21 protein-coding genes are annotated in these 22,354 nt (G+C 49.0%); 11 read left to right on the top strand and 10 right to left on the bottom strand.

Annotation, left to right across the window (positions count from 1 at the left end; all coding sequences use genetic code 11):
- The first annotated feature begins 126 nt into the window (after window positions 1-126).
- Window positions 127-471: a PilZ domain-containing protein gene (locus tag P8H32_RS07025; protein ID WP_297292744.1), complete on the top strand. Its 345-nt coding sequence runs from the start codon at window positions 127-129 to the stop codon at window positions 469-471.
- A 148-nt stretch (window positions 472-619) separates the two neighbouring features.
- Window positions 620-1,915, top strand: coding sequence for an aminotransferase class I/II-fold pyridoxal phosphate-dependent enzyme (locus tag P8H32_RS07020; protein WP_301088911.1), 1,296 nt, complete (start codon window positions 620-622; stop codon window positions 1,913-1,915).
- A gap of 192 nt (window positions 1,916-2,107) precedes the next feature.
- On the opposite strand, the gene P8H32_RS07015 is transcribed toward P8H32_RS07020, so the two are convergent.
- Window positions 2,108-2,455 (bottom strand): DUF1820 family protein, encoded by a 348-nt coding sequence (locus P8H32_RS07015; protein WP_297291295.1) that lies wholly within the window; start codon window positions 2,453-2,455, stop codon window positions 2,108-2,110.
- Between the two features lie 184 nt (window positions 2,456-2,639).
- Here P8H32_RS07015 and miaB point away from each other — a divergent pair, with 184 nt between their 5' ends.
- The 9 genes from miaB (at window position 2,640) to holA (ending at window position 12,818) form a co-directional block, all read left to right on the top strand.
- Window positions 2,640-4,022: a tRNA (N6-isopentenyl adenosine(37)-C2)-methylthiotransferase MiaB gene (miaB, locus tag P8H32_RS07010; protein WP_297291296.1), complete on the top strand. Its 1,383-nt coding sequence runs from the start codon at window positions 2,640-2,642 to the stop codon at window positions 4,020-4,022.
- Between the two features lie 220 nt (window positions 4,023-4,242).
- Window positions 4,243-5,265, top strand: coding sequence for a PhoH family protein (locus P8H32_RS07005; RefSeq protein WP_297291297.1), 1,023 nt, complete (start codon window positions 4,243-4,245; stop codon window positions 5,263-5,265).
- Window positions 5,262-5,753: an rRNA maturation RNase YbeY gene (ybeY, locus tag P8H32_RS07000; protein ID WP_297291298.1), complete on the top strand. Its 492-nt coding sequence runs from the start codon at window positions 5,262-5,264 to the stop codon at window positions 5,751-5,753. The genes P8H32_RS07005 and ybeY overlap by 4 nt, the downstream gene beginning before the upstream one ends.
- A 19-nt stretch (window positions 5,754-5,772) precedes the next feature.
- On the top strand, window positions 5,773-6,618 hold the full coding sequence (locus P8H32_RS06995) for an HlyC/CorC family transporter (RefSeq protein ID WP_297291299.1): 846 nt from the start codon (window positions 5,773-5,775) through the stop codon (window positions 6,616-6,618).
- A 20-nt stretch (window positions 6,619-6,638) separates the two neighbouring features.
- Window positions 6,639-8,135 (top strand): apolipoprotein N-acyltransferase, encoded by a 1,497-nt coding sequence (gene lnt, locus P8H32_RS06990; RefSeq protein ID WP_301088907.1) that lies wholly within the window; start codon window positions 6,639-6,641, stop codon window positions 8,133-8,135.
- Window positions 8,136-8,263: 128 nt separating this feature from the next.
- Entirely contained in the window at window positions 8,264-8,629 is a 366-nt protein-coding gene (locus tag P8H32_RS06985; protein ID WP_297291301.1) for a MarR family transcriptional regulator, read from the top strand.
- A 121-nt stretch (window positions 8,630-8,750) separates the two neighbouring features.
- Complete coding sequence (leuS, locus tag P8H32_RS06980; RefSeq protein ID WP_301088904.1) at window positions 8,751-11,228, top strand: leucine--tRNA ligase; 2,478 nt, start codon at window positions 8,751-8,753, stop codon at window positions 11,226-11,228.
- 12 nt (window positions 11,229-11,240) lie between these two features.
- Window positions 11,241-11,762: an LPS assembly lipoprotein LptE gene (gene lptE / locus P8H32_RS06975; RefSeq protein WP_297291303.1), complete on the top strand. Its 522-nt coding sequence runs from the start codon at window positions 11,241-11,243 to the stop codon at window positions 11,760-11,762.
- A gap of 9 nt (window positions 11,763-11,771) precedes the next feature.
- On the top strand, window positions 11,772-12,818 hold the full coding sequence (gene holA / locus P8H32_RS06970; RefSeq protein ID WP_301088903.1) for a DNA polymerase III subunit delta: 1,047 nt from the start codon (window positions 11,772-11,774) through the stop codon (window positions 12,816-12,818).
- Here holA and P8H32_RS06965 read toward each other — a convergent pair.
- From P8H32_RS06965 to mrdA, 9 genes are all read right to left on the bottom strand, one after another.
- The gene (locus P8H32_RS06965) at window positions 12,815-13,858 is read right to left on the bottom strand and encodes a CNNM domain-containing protein (protein ID WP_297291305.1); all 1,044 of its coding nucleotides are present in this window, start codon (window positions 13,856-13,858) and stop codon (window positions 12,815-12,817) included. The genes holA and P8H32_RS06965 overlap by 4 nt on opposite strands.
- Before the next feature lie 38 nt (window positions 13,859-13,896).
- Entirely contained in the window at window positions 13,897-14,895 is a 999-nt protein-coding gene (gene lipA / locus P8H32_RS06960; protein WP_297291306.1) for a lipoyl synthase, read from the bottom strand.
- A gap of 13 nt (window positions 14,896-14,908) precedes the next feature.
- Window positions 14,909-15,577, bottom strand: coding sequence for a lipoyl(octanoyl) transferase LipB (lipB, locus tag P8H32_RS06955; protein ID WP_301088899.1), 669 nt, complete (start codon window positions 15,575-15,577; stop codon window positions 14,909-14,911).
- A gap of 1 nt (window position 15,578) precedes the next feature.
- Window positions 15,579-15,848, bottom strand: a complete 270-nt coding sequence (locus tag P8H32_RS06950; protein ID WP_297291308.1) for a DUF493 domain-containing protein — start codon at window positions 15,846-15,848, stop codon at window positions 15,579-15,581.
- Between the two features lie 111 nt (window positions 15,849-15,959).
- Complete coding sequence (locus P8H32_RS06945) at window positions 15,960-17,120, bottom strand: D-alanyl-D-alanine carboxypeptidase family protein (RefSeq protein ID WP_297291309.1); 1,161 nt, start codon at window positions 17,118-17,120, stop codon at window positions 15,960-15,962.
- A gap of 110 nt (window positions 17,121-17,230) precedes the next feature.
- Window positions 17,231-18,061 (bottom strand): septal ring lytic transglycosylase RlpA family protein, encoded by an 831-nt coding sequence (locus P8H32_RS06940; RefSeq protein ID WP_297291310.1) that lies wholly within the window; start codon window positions 18,059-18,061, stop codon window positions 17,231-17,233.
- A 152-nt stretch (window positions 18,062-18,213) separates the two neighbouring features.
- Window positions 18,214-19,194 carry a lytic murein transglycosylase B gene (gene mltB, locus P8H32_RS06935; RefSeq protein ID WP_301088990.1) on the bottom strand — a complete coding sequence of 327 codons (981 nt, stop codon included), beginning with the start codon at window positions 19,192-19,194 and terminating at the stop codon, window positions 18,214-18,216.
- Window positions 19,195-19,312: 118 nt separating this feature from the next.
- On the bottom strand, window positions 19,313-20,455 hold the full coding sequence (gene rodA, locus P8H32_RS06930) for a rod shape-determining protein RodA (protein ID WP_297291311.1): 1,143 nt from the start codon (window positions 20,453-20,455) through the stop codon (window positions 19,313-19,315).
- Window positions 20,452-22,353: a penicillin-binding protein 2 gene (mrdA, locus tag P8H32_RS06925; RefSeq protein WP_297291312.1), complete on the bottom strand. Its 1,902-nt coding sequence runs from the start codon at window positions 22,351-22,353 to the stop codon at window positions 20,452-20,454. Before mrdA ends, rodA begins: the two co-directional genes overlap by 4 nt.
- Window position 22,354: the final 1 nt, after the last annotated feature.

The raw sequence follows: 22,354 nt of genomic DNA, 5'->3' as shown, positions 1-22,354 counted from the left end.
CCGCCGCATTCACCTGGCAGAAAAACGCGCCATGCAGGCCGCACAAGGTGAGAACAAAATAAACCAGACTAATGGTCTACACTAACATCATATAGAAGAACAACAACAGGCAGTAACAGGCAAGCTATGAAAGATATGATCGAAAGAAAGCACGAGCGCAAAGAACTCAACCAGTCTATCCCCATCGTCGATATGATCAACGGCGGCGAATTTGGCGAACTGGTTAATGTCACCGTTGAAGGTATTATGGTTATCACGGATAAAGAAATCCCTACCCAATCTATATACCAGCTGGCCCTGCAATTGCCGATTGAAATAGCTGGCAGCAATACCGTGGAACTGGGCGCCGATTGCCTCTGGTGCCGCAAAGTCGAAAACTTTCACCGCTACTGGTCTGGCTTTCATATTATTGATGCCTCTGATACCGCCATAGCCCAGCTTGAAGAACTGATTAAACACTACAGCAAGTAAATAGTACCGATCCCAGTACCCACCTTGCGCCGGTTTCAGGTATAATCTTCGCGCAAGGCCAGACCCTGCATAAACGGCATCACTAACCTGTGAATCGCCATTGCTAACATGTTGACTAATCAGCTACTAACTTAAAGAGGGCATTACGTTGCGTCTCAATCAAGCAACTCCGGAACAACTGCGCGAGTGGGAAACTACCCTGAGTGAGCAGTACCAAGCCATCCAGCAAGCAGGCCTAAGCCTGGACCTGACCCGCGGCAAACCCAGCAGCGACCAACTGGATCTATCCAATGAGTTGGACGGTATTTTAAATGGTAAATATACCGACAGCGCCGGTACCGACCTGCGTAACTACGGCGGCCTGGATGGTATTCCCGAAGCCAAAACCCTATTTGCAAATATGGTCGGTGTTAAACCTGAAGAAGTGATGATTGGTGGTAACGGCAGTCTTTCTTTGATGTATTTCAGTGTGCAAACAGCACTGCACCAGGGTGTTAGTGATGCTGACAGCGCCTGGTCCAACGAGGTACAGGCAAACGAAGGCCAGCCGGTTAAATTTCTGGCGCCTGTCCCCGGATACGATCGCCACTTTTCGGTGTGCGAGCACCTTGGCGTAGAACTGATCCCGGTGGCCATGGATGAAAATGGCCCGGACATGGATCAGGTTGAGCAATTAGTTCAGGCCGACTCCAGTATTAAAGGTATCTGGTGTGTACCTCGCTTTTCTAATCCAACCGGTGTGGTTTATTCCGATGAAGTGGTACAGCGTATTGCCCGGCTTGGCAAAATTGCTGGCCCTAACTTCCGTGTATTTTGGGATAACGCTTACGCGGTGCATGTATTAAAAGACAATGCCCAAGAGCTACCCAACCTAATGGATTACTGCCGCCAGGAAGGTACTGAAGATAGCGTCTATATTTTTGGCTCTACCTCCAAGATAACCTTTGCCGGTGCCGGTGTTGCGTTTATGGCCAGCTCCCCGGCTAATTTAGCGGTACTTAAAAAACATATGGGCTTTACCTCTATAGGCCCGGATAAAGTTAACCAACTGCGCCATGTCGCCTTCCTTAAAGATAGCGCCACCCTCAGTGAACATATGAGTCGTCATGCTGCGATTATGCAGCCGCGTTTTGATGCCGTGCTGTCTTCACTGCGCTCAGAACTGGGTGATACCGATATGGGAAGCTGGACTGAGCCTGAAGGGGGTTACTTTATTTCCTTCGATTCTCGCCCCGGGCTTGCCAGGGAGATTATTGCCTTAGCTGCTGGTGCCGGTGTAAAACTGACACCTGCAGGTGCCACCTTCCCTTATGGCAATGATCCAGAAGATAAAAACATTCGCCTGGCCCCAAGCTTTCCCACCATCAGTGAGATCGAAAAGGCCATGGAAGTATTTATCACTTGCGTTAAGCTGGCTTCGGTTAAGCAGGCATTGGCCCAATAACCGTCATTCCCGCGAAGGCGGGGACCCAGCCTGCAGGCTTATGCTGTTATTTCCGCTAAAGCGGAAATCTACAGTACTGGATTCCCGCCTTCGCGGGAATGACGCCAGCCCGTAGGGTGGATTGCAATCCACCAACCGCACGCAAAAAAAACGCCAGCTTTTAGCTGGCGTTTTTTATAACAGTAACAAGGATCAATCCACATCACCCGACAAAGGCCTGGCACTACCCGGCAATGGAAACGACGCCACATTATTACCATTAGCAGAGGCGTCCAACACCTTGCCCACTCCCTCTTTCTCCACCTCATCGATACGCACAATAGAGTGCATCGGCACATAAGAGCGATTAACCCCGGCAAACTCAGTTTTTAGCTTCTCTTCACCCGGGTCGACAATCATCTGGCTGCGCTCACCAAAGACAAACTCCTCCACCTCAACAAAACCATACAGCTCGCTTTGGTAAATCGCCTTGGCATACACTTCATAAACCTTGTTCTGGTTAAGGAAAATAACTTTATAAATAGGAGTACTTTCTGACATAGATGTTTATATCACCTTTGAACGGATTTTGATAAAAACGGCCTCCAAGGCCAAATCTCGGAATATTAAGCCAGAGAATACTAACATAGTGGCAGCATGGTGTGGTCATGAAATACCCGTATCCTATATAATCACCCGCCCTGTTGCAGTGTGTTTCAGGTTTACTTTTTTCAGGTCAAAAGCAATGAACGACGTTATCGCCAGCGATAAGCCAGCCAGCCCTTCTTCCAGCAGCGACCTGCCGGTGAAAAAGCTCTATATCAAAACCCATGGCTGCCAAATGAATGAGTACGATTCAGATCGCCTGCAAGACCTGCTGGGGGTCAGCCATCATCTGGAACCCACTGAAAACCCCGAAGAAGCTGACGTTATTATGCTAAATACCTGCTCCATCCGCGAGAAAGCGCAGGAAAAGGTGTTCCACCAACTAGGCCGCTGGAAAAACCTCAAAGACCAAAACCCCGATCTGGTAATCGGTGTGGGCGGCTGTGTTGCCAGCCAGGAAGGGGATGCCATAGCCAAGCGCGCTCCCTTTGTGGATGTCATCTTTGGGCCTCAAACCCTGCACCGCGTGCCAGAAATGATTGATGCTGCCAAACCCAATGGCCCGGTGATGGTTGATGTCACCTTCCCTGAAATTGAAAAATTTGATGCCCTGCCTGAACCTACAGTAGATGGCCCCAGCGCCTTTGTCTCTATTATGGAAGGCTGCTCTAAATACTGTACCTTCTGCGTGGTGCCCTATACCCGCGGTGAAGAAGTCAGTCGTCCGTTTGATGATGTAATTGCTGAAATCGCCCACCTGGCCACCGAAGGTGTAAAAGAAGTCAACTTGCTGGGCCAGAACGTCAATGCCTACCGCGGAGAAAACCACGAAGGAGAGATTGTCGACTTTGCCGAACTATTATCCTTTGTCGCCGCGGTACCCGGCATTGAGCGTATCCGTTATACCACCTCCCATCCGGTTGAATTTAGCGACGCCTTAATAGAAGCCTATAAAGATATCCCGGAACTGGTTAGCCACCTGCACCTGCCGGTTCAAAGTGGCTCTGACCGCATTTTGACCGCCATGAAACGGGGCCATAACCGCGACGAATATATCGCCAAAATGCAGCGCCTGCAGGCTATTCGCCCAAATATCAGCTTCTCATCAGACTTTATTATCGGCTTCCCCGGCGAAACCGATGAAGACTTTAATGACACCATGGACTTAATCGAACAGATTGGCTTCGATTTATCCTTTAGCTTTATCTACAGCGCCCGCCCCGGCACACCAGCAGCAGAACTTAGCGATGACACCCCGGACGCAGTGAAAAAAGAGCGTCTGCAAAAGCTGCAACAGCGCATTAACTCCCAGGCCCAGCAAATTAGCCGCCAAATGGTGGGCAATCAGGAAAAAATTCTGGTAACCGGTGTCTCCAAAAAAGACCCCGGCCAACTACAGGGCCGCACCGAAAACAACCGCGTGGTGAATTTTTCCTCAGATAATCAATCACTTATCGGAAATTTCGTTGACGTAGAAGTCACCGAAGCCCTGCCCAACTCACTACGAGGCAAACTCCTTTAGCACCCATGCCATTCCCGCGAAGGCGGGAATCCAGCGCTGTAGATTTCCGCTTTAGCGGAAATAACAGCATAAGCATGCAGGCTGGATTCCCGCCTTCGCGGGAATGACGGTGATACCCCGAACCCCAATTATGCTACAAGAATATCTATTGACTCATACCCCCATTCATCCCTATGCTTACACCATCTTAGGTGCCGCCCAGCGGCTTATATAAAACACATTGAATAAACCAGCCACATCCAAACAGGCTCTAACACTAGAGCCCAATGACTCCCAAGCCCTAGCCAGCCTCTGCGGCCAATTTGACGAGCACCTGCGTCAGATAGAACAGCGTCTGTCTGTTGAGATTCGCAATCGCGGCAACCGCTTTGAAGTCAGCGGCAGTCATGCCATTGCCGCCAGTGCCGTGTTAAAAGACCTCTACAAAGATGCCTGCGAAGGCGTAACCCTAAGCGCCGAAACTATTCACTTAAGCTTGCAGCAAGCCGGTATTGAAACCTTACACGAAGCCGGCGACCACAGCGTAGAACCCATTACCCTGATCCACACCAAAAAGGCGACCATCAAGCCCCGCGGATCAAACCAACAGGGCTATGTGCGTTCAGTACTAAATAACGATATAAATTTTGGTATTGGCCCCGCCGGTACCGGCAAAACCTATTTAGCCGTAGCCTGTGCCGTACAAGCGCTAATGAATGAAGAAGTTCAGCGTATTTTATTAGTACGCCCTGCGGTAGAAGCGGGAGAAAAACTCGGCTTTTTACCCGGTGACCTGGCGCAAAAAATCGACCCTTATTTGCGCCCACTCTACGATGCCCTGTATGAAATGATTGGCGTTGAAACCGTTACCAAAATGATTGAGCGCAACATTATTGAGATCGCGCCATTGGCTTATATGCGTGGCCGCACCTTGAATGATTCATTTATCATTCTCGACGAAAGCCAAAATACCACCAAGGAGCAAATGAAAATGTTCCTGACCCGTATTGGCTTTGGTTCTACCGCTGTCATTACTGGCGATGCTACCCAAATTGATTTACCCCGCGGCACCCAATCCGGCCTGACTCATGTGATTAATATCCTGGACGGCGTCGACGGCATCAGCTTCACCTACTTCCAGTCCAAAGATGTGGTGCGCCATCCACTGGTACAAAAAATTGTAGATGCCTATGACCGCCTGGAAAATAGCACCAAGCCTATAGAAGCCAAAACCACACCGGCCGGTGAGAAAAAAACGCAATGAATATCAGCGTAGACTTGCAAATCGCCGTAGAAGACGAAGACCAACCTCCCCCGGAACACATACAACAGTGGGTGGCTGCAGCACTAACACAAGCTCAACAGGCCGACTCACTGACAGCACCCGAGCTTACTATTCGCATAGTCGATGAAGCAGAAATCACTGCTTTAAACCGCGATTACCGCAACAAAGACCAAGCTACCAACGTTTTATCCTTCCCCGCAGACTTGCCCGACCCTATCGACTTACCCCTACTGGGTGACTTGGTGGTTTGTGCTGCCGTGGTTAAACGTGAAGCCGAACAACAACATAAAAACCTCAATGATCACTGGGCCCATATGGTGATCCACGGCACCTTACATCTATTAGGTTACGACCATATAGAAGACGAAGAAGCCGAAATAATGGAAGGCTTGGAAATTGATGCACTGGCAACATTGCAAATTGCCAATCCTTACATTCTGGAAATTAATAATGCAGTAAACCTCTAGGAGGGTTGCACCCAAAACTATGAACGAAGACCGAATCTCCGAGCCAGAAGAAAAATCCTGGCTCGAAAAAATTGCCCACGCCTTTTCATCCGAACCAAAATCCCGGGATGATTTGCTGGATGTTTTAAAAGTGGCGCAACAGAACGAAGTGATTGATAGCGACGCCCTAAAAATCATCGATGGCGCTATGCAAGTCACCGAAATGCAGGTGCGAGAAATTATGGTGCCGCGCACACAAATGACGGTAATTAAAGCCGAAGACCCTTTGAGCGAACTACTGCCACAAATTATTCAAACCGCTCACTCGCGCTATCCAGTAATCGGTGAAAACACTGATGAAGTCCTCGGTATTTTATTGGCCAAAGACTTATTACCGCTAGTACTCGAAAATGAAGCCGGCACTATCGATATTACCAGTATGCTTCGCCCCGCTACCGTTGTACCGGAAAGCAAGCGCCTGAATGTATTGCTACGTGAATTCCGTGAAAACAGAAACCATATGGCTATTGTTATCGACGAATACGGCGGTGTTGCCGGTCTGGTAACCATTGAAGATGTGTTAGAGGAAATCGTCGGTGAAATTGAAGATGAACACGATGTAGAACCCGACAGCTATATTAAAAAGCTTGCCGAAAATGATTACATCGTTAAAGCCCTCACTCCCATCGACGATTTTAACCAAACCTTTGAAGCAGAATTTAGCGACGAAGAATTCGACACCATAGGCGGTATTATCTTAAAGCAATTTGGCCACCTGCCACGCCGCAATGAAGTAGCCACCGTGGACGGTTATGAATTTAAAGTAATAAATGCCGACAGCCGTCAAGTACATTTGCTGCGCATGTCAGAAATTACCGCCAGCTAAGTACAAGGACAAAAGCCCCGGTGAAATCCATTACTCAAGGTTGGACTGGACATCTGCTGGCAGTTATCGCCGGTGCTTTGGTTACGCCTTCGCTGGCGCCCTTTAATCTTTGGCCTTTGGGCATTGCCAGTACTGCTTTACTGGTTTGGCTATTATCCGATCTCACCCCCAAACAAGCGGCCAGCCGCGGCTGGTTTTACGGTTTTGGCTTATTTGGTGTGGGCACCTCCTGGGTGTATGTCAGCATTCATGTTTACGGTTATGCCCCCATCCCCCTCGCCGCTTTTCTGACTTTAATTTTTAGTGCCGGCCTGGGTATTTTTACCAGCGTCACCTTTTATTGCTATGCCCGCTGGGTGCGTGATTGCGACAGTGGTCAACTGTTAGGCTTTGCCGCTGTATTTGTATTGGGTGAATGGTGGCGCAGCTGGTTTTTAACCGGCTTCCCCTGGCTGTATATGGGTTATGGCCATATCGATACCCCACTGGCAGGCTGGGCACCGGTTGGTGGTATTTATGCGCTGGGCTTTGTTGTTGCCCTTACTGGTGCAGTGATTAGTTATGGGCTGCAACGCCAAAAAATCATCCTAAGTCATCTTTTAATGGTGGCTGCATTATGGCTGGGCGGTTTTTTACTGAACACCATTAACTGGACTACACCCACCGACCAACCCGCCATTAAAGTCGCCATGGTACAGGCCAATATTCCGCAGGAAGTTAAATGGCGCCAGGATCAATACCAGGCCACCTTAAAACTTTACCGGGAAACCAGCGCCGCACTATGGGCAGAAAACGATATTGTTATCTGGCCAGAAGCTGCCATCCCTGCCTATTACCAATCCGCCAAACCGTTTCTTGGTTTAATGAGTAACAAAGCCAAACAACATAACACCACCCTGATTACCGGTATCCCTTTCCGCGAAAAAGACCCTGCAGGCAATACCCATCGCTATAACAGCATTATGGCCTTTGGTGCCGGCGACGGCCTTTATCACAAACAGCGCCTGGTACCTTTTGGTGAATACGTACCGCTGGAAAATAGTCTGCGTGGCTTGATTCAGTTTTTTGATATGCCTATGTCTAATTTTTCTGCTGGCGCGCAGTGGCAGGCAGGCATTAAAGCTGGCGACCTTACCCTGGCACCTTTTATCTGTTATGAAATTGTTTACCCGGGGCTGGTAACGCAATGGCTACCTAAAGCCGATATGCTTATCACCATCAGTAACGATGCCTGGTTTGGTCGCTCTATTGGGCCTCTGCAACATTTGGAAATGGCACAAATGAGAGCCCTGGAAAGTGGGCGCTATTTATTACGCGCCACCGGCAGCGGTGTTAGTGCCATTATTAACCAACGTGGTAAGATCCTCGCACGCGGTGACCAGTTTACCCGAGAGGTTATCTCCGGAGAGGCACTGGTATTTGGTGGGGCAACACCTTTTGCTATCACAGGGAGCTGGCCAGTATTAATTCTTTGTATGGCAATTATTGTTTTGGCTCGGTCACCACGACCGCAATAGGCCCTATTATTTTTTAATAAGCCACTGGCCAACATATCACTAGATGATATATCACAAGGACGCAACTATGGATAAAGCAATCAATGTAGATCAACCCAATCCATAGGGCATCAATAAGGAGATCAAACATGACCAAACTCGTCATAGGCATAGCATCCAGCGAATATATCAGGCAGCGTACAGTAGATATTGCAGCAGGCCGCTTAATCCCTAAAAAAACAGATCCAAAAATATGGGTAAGCTCCATGGAGTCCATCGGGCGGCTACTCAACAAAGATAACTGCGCCATGATAGAGGCCATCCGCCGGCATCATCCACAGACGGTTTCTGAACTGGCAAAGCTGGTGGGTCGCGAGCAGAGCAATGTATCCCGTACCCTGTCACGAATGGCTGACTTTCATCTGGTTGAGTTGGTGAAAGCCAACGGCAAAAAGCAGCCCCTGGTGAAATGGGATGAAATTAGGATTATTCCCGCGATAATTGCCGGGACCTAGCCCGCTATCGCTTAAACAATACCCCGCTACCGGTATCAGTCTGCCGCCAATTTCTGCTAAAATGCGCGCCTGATTTTCCTCTATAAATTCAAACCGATAAACCCAAAAACTGAAGCTGACAATGCAAGAGCAATACAACCCCAAAGAGATCGAACAACAGGCGCAACAATACTGGGCTGACAACGAGAGTTTTGTCGCCACCGTAGATACCGAAAAGGACAAATACTACTGCCTGGCCATGTTCCCCTACCCCAGCGGCAAGCTGCATATGGGCCATGTGCGCAACTACACCATTGCCGACGTGATCTCCCGCTACCAGCGCATGCTGGGCAAGAATGTGCTTCAGCCTATGGGGTGGGATGCCTTTGGCCTGCCGGCGGAAAATGCTGCAGTAAAAAATAACAGCGCCCCCGCCAAGTGGACCGATAGCAATATTGACTATATGCGCAAACAACTAAAACAGCTGGGCTTTGCCTACGATTGGTCCAAGGAACTGGCTACCTGCAAGCCGGACTACTACCGCTGGGAGCAATGGTTTTTTACCCGCCTGTATGAAAAAGGCCTGGTCTATAAAAAAATGTCCAGCGTTAACTGGGACCCGGTAGACCAAACCGTATTGGCCAATGAGCAGGTTATTGACGGCCGCGGCTGGCGTTCAGGCGCCTTAGTAGAACGCAAAGAAATCCCCCAGTGGTTTATTAAAATCACCGAGTATGCAGACCAACTGCTGGATGACCTGGACCAGCTGGACGGCTGGCCCGAGCAAGTTAAAACCATGCAGCGCAACTGGATTGGCCGCAGCCAGGGCGTGGAAATGCGCTTTGACCTGGCCGAAACCGTTGCCGGTATCGACAGCTTTGAGGTCTATACCACTCGCCCTGATACCTTAATGGGCGCCACTTACGTTAGCCTGGCCGCCGAGCACCCTATCAGCCTGGCACTGGCAGAGAATAACCCTGAGCTAAAAGATTTTATCGCTGAATGCAAAGCCAGTTCGGTTGCCGAAGCCGATATGGCCACCATGGAGAAAAAGGGTGTCTTTGCCGGTATCAATGCGGTTCACCCTATCACCGGTGAATCGGTACCCGTCTGGGTCGCTAACTATGTATTGATGGATTATGGCTCTGGCGCAGTGATGGCCGTACCTTCACACGATGAGCGCGACTTTGCCTTTGCCAATAAATACGACCTGCCTATTGTGCAAGTCATTGCCAGTAACGATAGCAACGATGAAGCCTTCGATAACAGCAACTGGCAGGACTGGTATGCCCGTAAAGGCAATACCACCACCATTAACTCTGGCGAGTTTGACGGTCTGGATTTTGAAACCGCTTTTGATGCCATTGCCGCCAAACTGGAAACACTGGACAAAGGCCGTAAAACCACTAATTACCGCCTGCGTGACTGGGGGGTTTCCCGTCAGCGCTACTGGGGTGCACCTATTCCTATTTTCAATTTACCGGATGGCGGTGAAATTGCGGTACCTGCTGACCGCCTGCCAATGCTATTACCGGAAGACGTTGAAATGGACGGCGTTACCTCGCCGATTAAAAGCGACCCTGAGTGGCGTAAAGATGAACTGAATGGCCAGGCGGTAGAGCGTGAAACCGATACCTTCGATACCTTTATGGAATCCTCCTGGTACTACGCCCGCTTTACCAGCGCCAATTATGAAGACGGCATGCTGGATAGCGATGCCGCCAATTACTGGCTACCGGTGGACCAATATGTTGGCGGTATTGAGCACGCCATACTGCACCTGTTATACGCCCGCTTCTTCCACAAATTAATGCGCGACGAAGGGCTAATTAATTGTGACGAGCCTTTTGACCAGTTGCTTTGTCAGGGCATGGTATTAAAAGACGGCACTAAAATGTCCAAGTCCAAGGGCAATACCGTTGACCCGCAGATGATGATCGAACAATACGGCGCCGATACTGTACGTTTATTTATTATGTTTGCCGCTCCTCCCGAACAATCGCTGGAGTGGTCGGACTCAGCCGTAGGTGGCGCGCATAAATTTTTAAATCGTTTATGGAATCGTATCCATAATCATTTACAGCAGGAGCAAGTTCCGGCACTGGATAAAGCCAAACTCAATAAAGAACAGCAAAACCTGCGCCGCAAATTACATGAAACCATTGGTAAAATCAGCGACGACTACGGCCGCCGCCTGACCTTTAATACCGCCATTGCTGCCATCATGGAATTGACTAACGATATTGCCAAGCTGCCGAATGATAACGAGCAAAGCCTTGCCGTTGAACGTGAAGCCTTACAAGCGATTGTGATTATGCTGTCGCCTATTGCCCCGCACTTCTGTCATGAACTCTGGGGAGTTCTGGGTAACAAAGGCGCAATGATTGATGCCGCATGGCCAACCATTGACGAAGCAGCCCTGGTGCGCGACTCAATTGAACTGGTAGTACAGGTCAATGGTAAAGTACGGGGTAAAATTGAAGTAGCCGCAGACGCTTCCCAGGAAGCTATTTTGGAATTGGCTTTTGCCGATGTTAATGTGCAAAAGTTTATTGAAGACAAAGAAATAAAAATGAGTAAAGTGATTCCCGGCAAGTTGGTTACCATCGCTGTTAAATAATCAGGATTTTACATGCTTAAAAAAACGTTTTTTCTGCCTTTACTACTAATCATGATGATTAGCGCAGGCTGCGGTTTTCAATTACGGGGCAAAGTAGAACTACCCGAAGGTGTAGAACCATTATTAATTGGCGGCATTCAATCCAGCGATCAATTGGCGATAGAGTTGCGTAACTTATTGGGTGCCTATGGTGTTGAGCTAACTGAAAACGCCAGCGCAGCCAACTTCCAAATTCATATACTGCAACAGAAAAAAGATAAGCGCAGTGCCACCCTTGGGCAGAAAGCCAAAGTAGCGGAATACCAACTCACAGAAGAAATCAGCTTTGAACTGCGTAACGCCAAAGGTCAGCGAGTACTAGGCCCCAACAGACTGACCGAACGCAAAATTATGCCAAACGACCCGAACAAAGTCGTCAGCACTCGCGACGAAGAAAATCTTTTGCGCCGTGAAATGTTGCAAAACCTCGCTGCAAAAATTGCCCGACAATTGCGTAACTTTGATTACGCATCACAGCCCGTTACCGAGCAATAAACCACTCTTATGCGCCTTCGCCCCGACCAGTTACAGCAGAATTTAAGCCAAGGCCTGCTACCGCTTTATATAGTTAGTGGCGATGAAAGTTTACTGGTTCAGGAATGCTGTGATGCTATTCGGCTCAATTGTCGCAAGCAGGGTTTTAGTCGCGAAGTGCTACATGTTGAAACCGGTTTTGACTGGAGCGAATTATTAGCCTCCGCCGCTGCTATGTCATTGTTTTCTGAACGCAAACTGATTGAGCTACGGATGCCAACCGGCAAACCCGGCGACGCGGGTGGTAAAGCCTTAACCGAATATGCCGCCAATGCTTCCCCCGATAATGTACTGCTAATTATTTGCAACAAACTCGAAGGCTCTTCAACTCGCACCAAATGGTATAAAAATGTAGAAGCCGCCGGCGCATCCATACAGTGCTGGCCGATTGATGCCAAACAACTCCCCCGCTGGATTAGCAACCGACTTAATAGTGTAGGTTTAAAAGCCGACAATGAAGCCATTCAAATGTTGGCCGAACGCGTTGAAGGTAATCTGTTAGCCGCTGTGCAGGAAATAGAAAAACTTCGCCTTTATACCAACGCCGATGTGATTGATGCTGACACAATTACTGCTGCGGTTGCTGACAACGCCCGTTACGATGTCTTTGGTCTGGTAGACCGCGCTCTTGAGGGCGATATCAAAGGCAGCCTGAGAATGCTGCAGGGCCTAAAAGCCGAAGGCACTGAGCCGCCGGTTTTACTGTGGGCACTCAGCCGTGAATTACGCACCCTATGCCAGTGCGCTGAACAAATTGAACAAGGCAATGGTATAGACAGGGTTTTACAAAACCAGCGGGTATGGGATAAGCGTAAGGCAGTGACGAGGAATGCCCTGCAACGACTAAGAAGCAAGCAGCTACAGCAGTTGATTAAAATCGCCAACCATATTGATCAGTCAGTCAAAGGCATGCGCAAAGATAATAGCTGGGATTTACTGGAGCAGCTGGTTGCGACTATGGCGGGTGCAAAGCTCGCCACCCTCACCCAGGGCAAGACCACAAGCGCTTCAGACTAACTATCAATCCCCATACGCTGGGCACGCTGCTTCCAGAGCTTACGAGCCTCTTCCTGCATATCGACAGCATCATCTTTTTCGTCGACAATCTCCAGGCCCAATAAAGTTTCCAGAATATCTTCCAGCGTCACAATACCTTCAATGCCACCATACTCATCCACCACCAGCAACATATGCATCCGCAGCTCAAGGAAATTATTAAAGGCAGTGGAGAGCGTGGTAGTCTCTGGTATAGCGGTAAGCTCACGGCGGTACTTTGATAAGGGCTTGCTATCATTACCGCGAGCTTTGGCTAGCAACAGATCACTGCGGAAAACAAAGCCGGTAATATTTTCCTGCTCACCCTGGTACACCGGGATACGGGAAAAAGGGATGTGGTCATATTTATGGAAAAACTCTTCTACGGTTACCGCATCAGACAAGGAAAACACCACGGTACGAGGCGTCATTGCCGCCGTGACTGCCGTAGCCCGTAGTAAAAATATATTTTTCAGTATGCGCGATTCCTGTTCGGCAATCTGTCCTTCCTGGCTGCTTAAATCTGCCATGGCCGCAAATTCCTGCCGACTAAAACCAGCCAGTGTTGGTCCATGGGTCAATCCACCCATTAGGGACTCTGACAATTTAACAAAGGGGTATAACACAATCACCAGGTACTTCAGCATATAAGCTGTGACCGGTGCTAGCTGACGCCAGTAATGAGCGCCCAATGTTTTAGGAATAATTTCAGAGAAGACTAAAATCAATAAAGTGAGTACCGCAGAGGCAACACCGACATAGGCACTACCAAACACCACCGCCGCCTGGGCACCGGCACCCGCCGCACCAATGGTATGGGCAATAGTATTTAAGGTAAGAATGGCGGCCAGTGGTTTATTGACATCCTCTTTCATCTTCCTGAGCAGCTCGCCAGCCTTTTTTTGCTGCTGCTCCATCAAGGCGATATGGGCATTACTCACACTGAGTAATACCGCTTCCGCTATAGAACAAAGAAAGGAAAAGCCCAGTGCTATAAAAACATAGCTAATCAGTAACCACATGGTTTACAACCCTTGGGGATTATTATCAGGTAATAACACTATTTCAACAGACTTAAGTCAACTTGCTTATCCGCATGATAGGAAGAGCGTACCAATGGGCCACTGGCCACGGATTTAAAACCCAGCTCTTGCGCTATACGGCCATACTCATCAAATTCTTCCGGAGTGACAAAACGCTCTACCGCTAAATGGTCACGGCTGGGTTGCAGGTACTGGCCCAGGGTAATCATATCGATATTATGCTGGCGCATATCCTTCATCACTTGAATCAGTTCTTCACGGGTTTCACCCAGGCCCAGCATCAAGCCGGATTTGGTCAGTACATCCGGACGACGCTCTTTGTATTTTTTTAACAGGTCCAGTGACCACTGGTAATCAGAACCGGGACGAATTTTTTTGTAGAGACTGGGCACAGATTCAAGGTTGTGGTTAAACACATCCGGTGCTTCATCCATCAAAATATCCAGCGCAATATCCATACGGCCACGGAAGTCAGGGACTAAGACTTCCACTTTAATTTCAGGGCTTAAGAGTCGAGTTTCACGGATACAGTCGGCGAAGTGCTGGGCACCACCGTCTTTTAAATCATCGCGGTCAACAGAAGTGACCACCACATATTTCAAACCCATATCGGCAATAGCTATAGCCAGTTCCCGGGGCTCGTTTTCATCCAGCGCATTGGGGCGACCGTGGGCCACATCACAGAACGGGCAACGGCGGGTACAGATTTCACCCATAATCATAAAGGTGGCAGTACCACCGCTAAAGCACTCGCCTAAGTTAGGGCACTGGGCTTCTTCACAGACTGAGGCCAGCTTATGCTTACGCAAGGTTTTTTTAATACGGGTAACTTCAGGACTAATGGGCATTTTTACCCGAATCCAGTCCGGCTTTTTAGGTAGCTCAACCGTGGGGATTACTTTTACCGGAATACGGGCTACTTTATCCGCGCCACGGAGCTTTTCGCCTTGCACCACTTTTTTGGGGCGGCGTTTTTCCGGTGCTGGGGTAGAGGTAAGGGTAGGGGTATCACTCATTACTATCTCTGCTTCATAGATGTTGCGTTAGCCCTGGCTGGCCATCGCTTATAGTCCGGCACTCAGTATACCCGAGATCACTGGCTAACTGCTCGATCAATTGCCCGGATAATTGCTCGTAGCTGGGGGGCTCAGCCAATTCAAGATGCATACTGGTGACCTCCATACCGGCATAACCACAGGGGTTGATACGCTGGAAGGGCTCCATGTCCATATCGCGATTAAGGCTAAGGCCATGAAAACTACAGCCTTTGCGCACCCGTAAACCCAATTGTGCAATTTTGGCGCCCTGCCCGGCCTGCACATAGACACCAGGGGCATCGGCCCTTGGGGCGGCTTCAATCTGGTACCCAGCCAATACGCTGGCAATGGCCTCTTCAATGGCAGTAACCAGATTTCTAACTCCCATGCCACTGCGACGCAAGTCGATCATCAAATAAGCGACCAGCTGGCCGGGGCCGTGATAAGTGACCTGGCCACCGCGGTCAACCTGGATAACCGGGATGCTACCGGGGGCTAGTATATGCTCGGCTTTGCCAGCCTGCCCCTGGGTAAATACAGCGGGATGTTCCAGCAGCCAAATTTCATCGGCGGTGGTTTCATCGCGGTTATCGGTAAAGTGTTGCATGGCTTGCCATACCGGCTCGTAAGCAGCCAAACCCAGGTCGCGAATAATAAGCAACTTATAACACCATCTGTACGACGCCGGTGGCTTTTAAGTCTTCAAAGATGGCATCGAGTTGAGGTTTGCCCGTGGCAGTAATGGTGACGGTAATAGACACAAAAGTACCTTTGCCGCTGGCGCGGTCTTTAATTTGCGCGTCACTAATATCGCCTGCGTGTTTACGCATAACCTCCAGTACAACTTCTTTAAAAGTAGGAGATTGCCGCCCCATAATTTTAATCGGGTATTCGCAGGGGAATTCTATTTTAGGGGGTTCTTGTTCGCTCATAGTGCGCTTCAATTTCCTATCGTGAGCCGTTAGCACCGGCAACAGGCTTCGGCAGCAATAACCCCCGTCATTCCCGCCTTCGCGGGAATGACGGGGGTTTACGATAATTATTTAAATATTAATCAACGAGGTAAAAAATAACACGATCGCATCCCACAGGCGTTTAAATAAACCTCCCTGCTCTACAGACTGTAAGGCTAATAGAGGCTCACGTAATAACTCTTCGCCATCAAGAGTAACCACTAACTCACCATACTCTTTGCCCTTGGTAACCGGCGCCTTAATCACTTCATTCAGGTTCATCACCGCTTTAATATCTTTATGCTTGCCCCGGGGAATCGTTAAATGAATGTCCCGCTCAACACCCAACCTGACCTGGTCAGCGGTGCCGGCCCACACTTTGGCATCGGTTAATTCATCACCCATAGAATAAAGCTGATGGGTTTCATAATAACGGAAACCGTAAGCTAATAATTTTTGCGTTTCTATTTCACGGCCTAACTGACTCTTGGCGCCCATCACCACAGAGATTAAACGCATACCATTTTTCTTGGCAGAGGCTACCAAACAGTAGCCGGCCTCTTTGGTATAGCCGGTTTTTAAACCGTCGATACTGTCATCTTTCCATAGCAGACGGTTGCGGTTGGTTTGGCGGATATTGTTGTAGGTAAAATCCGGCTCACTATAAAGCGCATACTCATCGGGATATTTCAAAATGGCTTTGGATAAGGTCGCAAGGTCGCGGGCTGTCATATAGTGATCAGTATCCGGAAGGCCATGTGAATTAACAAAGTGTGAATCATTCATCCCTAACACTTGCGCATGCTGGTTCATCACATCGGCAAAGGCGCTTTCGCTGCCGGCCAAATGCTCTGCTACTGCTACAGTGGCGTCATTGCCTGATGAAATAACAACACCCAAGTGCAGGTCGTGCAAATTGACTTGTTTGCCCACCTCAATCCACATTAAAGAGGAACCGGCAAAAACCGGGTTTTGCGCCCAGGCATTTTTACTGATGGTGACCATATCATCATTGGAGACATTGCCCTCTTCCAACTCAACCGACAGCACATAGCTGGTCATCAACTTGGTTAAGCTTGCTGGTGGCAGGCGCTCATCGGCATTTTTGGAGGTTATTACTTCACCGCTATCAGCATCGATCAATATATAACCACTAGCTGCAATAGCGGGTGGAGATGGGATAATTGCGGGGGCCGCAGTAGCTAAGGAGGAAACCAACAGGGAAAACAGAACAACCAAATATGTACGCATAAGTAGCAAACTTGTTAAAGGTAAGAAAAGTGTCGCAAATGGTAACGGATGTAGCGCTGAAAACAAGTACTTGGTAGCTCCCAAGCCATTAATCTCAATGGCTAACGAGCTTATTCAGCGATAATTCGCGGCTGGCTGATATTAAACTCCAATAACTGCTCGCTAAGCTGTTTGACCTCATTCATGGAATTCAAAGGTCCCAGCTGTACACGGTAGTAACCGGCGGGTTCTGTGGGGCGAATATTGACCTCCTGACTGGTGCCCAAAATCAGCTCAGCCCTTAGCTTGGCCGCCGATTGCAGGCTCTTAAAGGCACCCACTTGCAGGATATATTGCCGGGGATTCTCAGCATCAGCCAGCTCTGTGTCATAGCTATTGGGTTCTATGGTCTCAATCAATACCCTGGCGGTACCCTGCTCCTCATAACCCAGCTTGACCGCCGCCGCGTAGGATAAATCAATAACCCGGTCCGCATGAAAGGGGCCACGGTCATTCACCCGCACAACTGCGGTACGATTATTGGCCAAATTAGTGACTTTGACATAGGCGGGGATGGGCAGGGTTTTATGGGCTGCGGTCATACCATAGAGGCTATAAGGCTCACCATTGGCCGTAGGCCTACCGTGAAACTTGGTGCCATACCAAGAGGCGATACCCTCTTCTTTGTAGCCTTTGCTGGTTGGCAAAAGGTGATAGGTTTTACCCAAAACGGTATAGGGGTTTTTATTGCCGGCACGGGTAATTAAATCTTCACGGGGCACGGCATCTTTGATGGTTGACGGGTCAACGGTGCGTCGGGGGGCGCTGTCTTGTTCTTCAAACAGCCCTTTGGTTGCGTTGCAGCTTACTAGTATCAGGGGTACTAATAGGCAATGTAATAGACGGTAATTCAATAGGGTAGCTCTGCATTTTTCCGTCGTCCCCACCACCAGGCCCATCATTCCGACCTACCCCGTCATTCCCGCGAAGGCGGGAATCCAGCGCTGTAGATTTCCGCTTTAGCGGAAATAACAGCATAAGCATGCAGGCTGGATTCCCGCCTTCGCGGGAATGACGTTCCTGGGAATGACGTTCCTTTAAGGGGATAACGCTGTTACTTTAATTCTTCACTCAACTGATAAACAGCCATAGCGTAAAGCTTGCTGTGGTTGTATCGCGTGATTACGTAAAAATTCTTCAGGCCCAGCCAGTGCTCAATACCGTCATCACCCTCAAGGCGCATAGCTGTTGCCATCTGCTCGCCCTCTATAACCACCGTTGACTGATAGCCCTCGGCTTCAAGTTCGGCAACAGTAAACTTGGGCTTTAACTTTTGATTAGCAATATCCGCATTGTGATCGGCGGTTACCATCGCGGTATAAGTTACTGGCTCACCGGGCTGCCAGCCGTGGGCTTTAAAATAATTGGCCACACTACCGATGGCATCGACCGGGTTATTAATAATATCGGCAACGCCGTCACCATCGAAATCAATCGCATAGTGACGATAGCTGCTGGAAATAAACTGACCGTAACCCATAGCGCCGGCATAAGAGCCTTTTATCTGCGTTGGGTCAAATTTTTGCTCCCTGACCAGCAGTAAATACTCTTCTAACTCTCTGGTGAAAAACTTACCCCTTTTCGGATAATCAAAACCCAGGGTTGCCAATGAATCCAGTACCCTGTAGCTACCGGTATTGCGACCGTAACGGGTTTCTACACCAATAATTGAGCTAATTACCTCCGCTGGCACACCAAAGTCACGCTCGGCACGGGCCAGTGTTTTGGCGTGCTTTTGCATAAATTCTTTACCCTGACGGGTACGGGTTTTGGTGACAAAAATTTTCCGATACTGACCCCAGGTTTTGGTTTTTTCTGCGGGGCGAGAAATCGCATCAAGAATAGATTGTTTGCGTACAGCGCCATTAATTAACTGTTGCACGTAAGCGCGTTTAAAACCGTGCTCTGTCACCATCTTATCAACAAAAGCTTTGGCTTGGGGATGGTTGCTATAATCAGACGCCAGGACGAAAGGCGCAGAAAAACAAACAACCAGTAAGGCTAACAAGGTCACCAGGGTTTTACTTGAAAATATTTTCACAACAGCATCCATTTTTTATTCAGTGATTGTTTACAAGCTACGTCATCAGCCCCAGTGTAACTAACTGCCCACTAAATGCCACTCCCGCGGGCCCTACCCGCAAAAAATATAGCTACTGCTCCATCATTCGCTTCTCAGTGCTAATGGCCATTAACAAACCAAAGCCCGCTAACAGGGTCACCAGCGATGTACCCCCCTGGCTCACTAACGGCAGAGGCACCCCCACCACCGGCAACAGTCCGGACACCATTCCCATATTCACAAACACATACACAAAAAAGGTTAAGGTAATACTACCGGCCAACAAACGTCCAAAACTGTGCTGGGCATTCATACCAATCCATAAACCGCGAATAATAATGGCGAGATAAATTAGCAACAGGGCAATCACTCCTTGCAAACCCCACTCTTCAGCCAGTACCGCAATAATAAAATCAGTATGGCTTTCCGGTAAAAAATCTAATTGTGATTGCGTGCCATTAAGCCAGCCTTTGCCGTCCCAACCACCGGAACCGATAGCCGTCTTCGACTGGATAATATTCCAGCCTGCCCCCAACTTATCACTTTCAGGGTTAAGCAGTGTCAGAATGCGGGTTTTTTGATAATCATGTAATACTAATTGCCACATCGGGTAGGCCGATATGACTAACAAACCTGCGGCACCAAAAATAAAACGCCAACCAATACCCGCCAAAAACAAAGCAAACAAACCGGAAGCCGCAATAAGAATGGAGGTACCCAAATCAGGTTGCCGGGCAATTAACAAAGTCGGCACAGCAATCATTATCAAGCTGGCAATAATATGTTCAACCCTGGGCGGCAAGGCTCTACCCGCAAAATACCAGGCCACTGCCATAGGTACTACCAGTTTCATTACCTCCGAGGGCTGGAAGCGGAAACCACCTAAACTCAACCAGCGCTGGGCACCTTTTGCACCTACCCCGACTAAGGGAACCGCAATCAGCAAGGCGATACCCACTAAATAAGCCAGCGGCGCAAGGCGTTTAATGCGCTCCACATCTAACTGCGCCACCACTAACATACCAATATAGGCGATAATCAAAAAGCGCCCCTGGCGCATCATTGTGCCAGCACTTTGGCCAGCGGCACTGTATAAAACCGCGAGGCCAAAAGCCGTAAGCATTAGCAATAATATCAACATCAAAGGATCAATATGCACCCGCTGCCAAAAGCCCATTGGGCGGGCAAGGTCCGATGAGCGGTCTGGCATTTGCCGAACAAAATCCTGGCTCATAGGCCTGCGCCCTCCAGTGTGGTTTCGGCGATCAGGCCAGAAGAGCTCTCGTTAGCCAACTCGCCCTGATCCAATAAGTAGGCATCAAATACTTTGCGAGCAATAGGTGACACCCAGGAACCGTGAGCGCCATTTTCAACAATAATAGCCACCACTATTTTGGGGTTGTCGGCGGGGGCATAAGCTACAAATAAACCGTGGTCTTTTTTGCGTTTGGCGACCTGTTTTTCATCATAGATTTCATCCTGGCCAATACCGATAATTTGGGCGCTGCCGGTTTTACCGGCTATACGGTACTTTAAGTCACGGTTAATTCGGTTGGCGGTTCCCTTTCTGCCGTGTACTACTTCTTCCATCGCATGGCTGACGGCATTCCAATGTTCTGCCTCGACTTTTACCGTTGGTAACTTTGGCACCGGTAATTCTTCATCGCCCATGCGTTTAAGAAAACGGGGTGAAAAATGCTTGCCGCGATTAGCCATGGTAACCATGGCGCTGGCCAACTGCATAGGGGTTGCCAGTAAATAACCCTGGCCAATACCTACACTTAAGGTTTCACCGTGAAACCAGGCACTGCGTTTATAAATACGCTTCCAGTCTTTTGAAGGTAATAAGCCGCTGCGCTCATTCGTATTATCAACACCGGTTTTTCTGCCAAAACCAAAAGGCTGCATAAAATCGTGGATGCGATCAATACCCATGTTATAGGCCAGATCATAAAAGTAAGTATCGCAGGACTCGACGATAGACTGCTCCAAATCAACAAAGGCGCCATGGCCAGATTTTTTCTTTTGCCAGGTCCAGTCGCGGTACATACGCTCATCATTGGGCAATTTATACCAGCCGGGATCGCGGACTTTGCTTTGCGGGGTGATAACGCCGTAGTGCAGGCCGGCCAAACCATAGAGAGGTTTTACGGTTGAGGCAGGAGGATATTGGCCCTGCAAGGCGCGGTTAAATAACGGCAGGTCAATCGAGTCACGCAGGCGGCTATAGTCTTTGGTGCTAATACCCCCCACAAATAAATTGGCATCGAAACTTGGGGTGCTGGCCATGGCGATAATACCGCCGGTTCTGGGGTCGATGGCAACGACTGCGCCGCGCTCATCACCCAGGGCTTGATGAGCAACTTTTTGTACATGGGCATCAAGATGCAAAGTTAAGTCGGCACCGGGCTCGGGGTTGGTGCGCTCTAAAATCCTCAATACCCGGCCACGGGCGTTGGTCTCTACATTTTGATAACCTACTTTGCCATGCAGTACATCTTCGTAATATTTTTCTAAACCGATTTTGCCAATTTCATTAGTACCACTGTAATTCACCTCATCGATTTCCAGCTGCTCGGTTTCGCTGATGCGACCTACATAGCCCAGCACATGAGCAAATAATTCACCTTGTGGATAATGGCGAGCTAGTTGTGCATCAACATCCACTCCCGGCAAGCGATAGCGGTTTACAGAAATAATCGCAATTTCTTCAGGGGTCAGTTTAAGTTTTAACGGCACTGCAGCATAAGGTCTACTGCGCTTAACCAGACGGCGATATTTTTTAATCCGGTCATCATCAATATCAATCAGTTGCTGCAATAGCTCGATGGTTTCGCCTAAATCTTCAACCCTTTCTTTGATAATGGTGAGCCTATAGCTGGCGCGGTTTTCTGCTAACAGCACACCGTTGCGGTCATAGATCAGGCCACGCTTGGGGGGCACCGGTTGTAGTTGAACGCGGTTGCGGTCAGATTGGGTGCGGTAGGTTTCGTGCTCGGTAATTTGCAGGGAGAAATAGCGGATCATTAATAGGAAAAGCAAGGCAAACACCACTAGCGCGGCAAATACCGTGCGCGCACCGTAAATACGTTTCTCGGTATAGGGATCTTTTAAGGCGACCTGCTCTGCCATT

This window comes from Oceanicoccus sp. (assembly GCF_029238675.1).
Classification (GTDB): domain Bacteria; phylum Pseudomonadota; class Gammaproteobacteria; order Pseudomonadales; family Dasaniaceae; genus Oceanicoccus.
The sequence above is the reverse complement of the archived record's forward strand: the minus strand, read 5'-3'. Positions and strand labels throughout refer to the sequence as shown.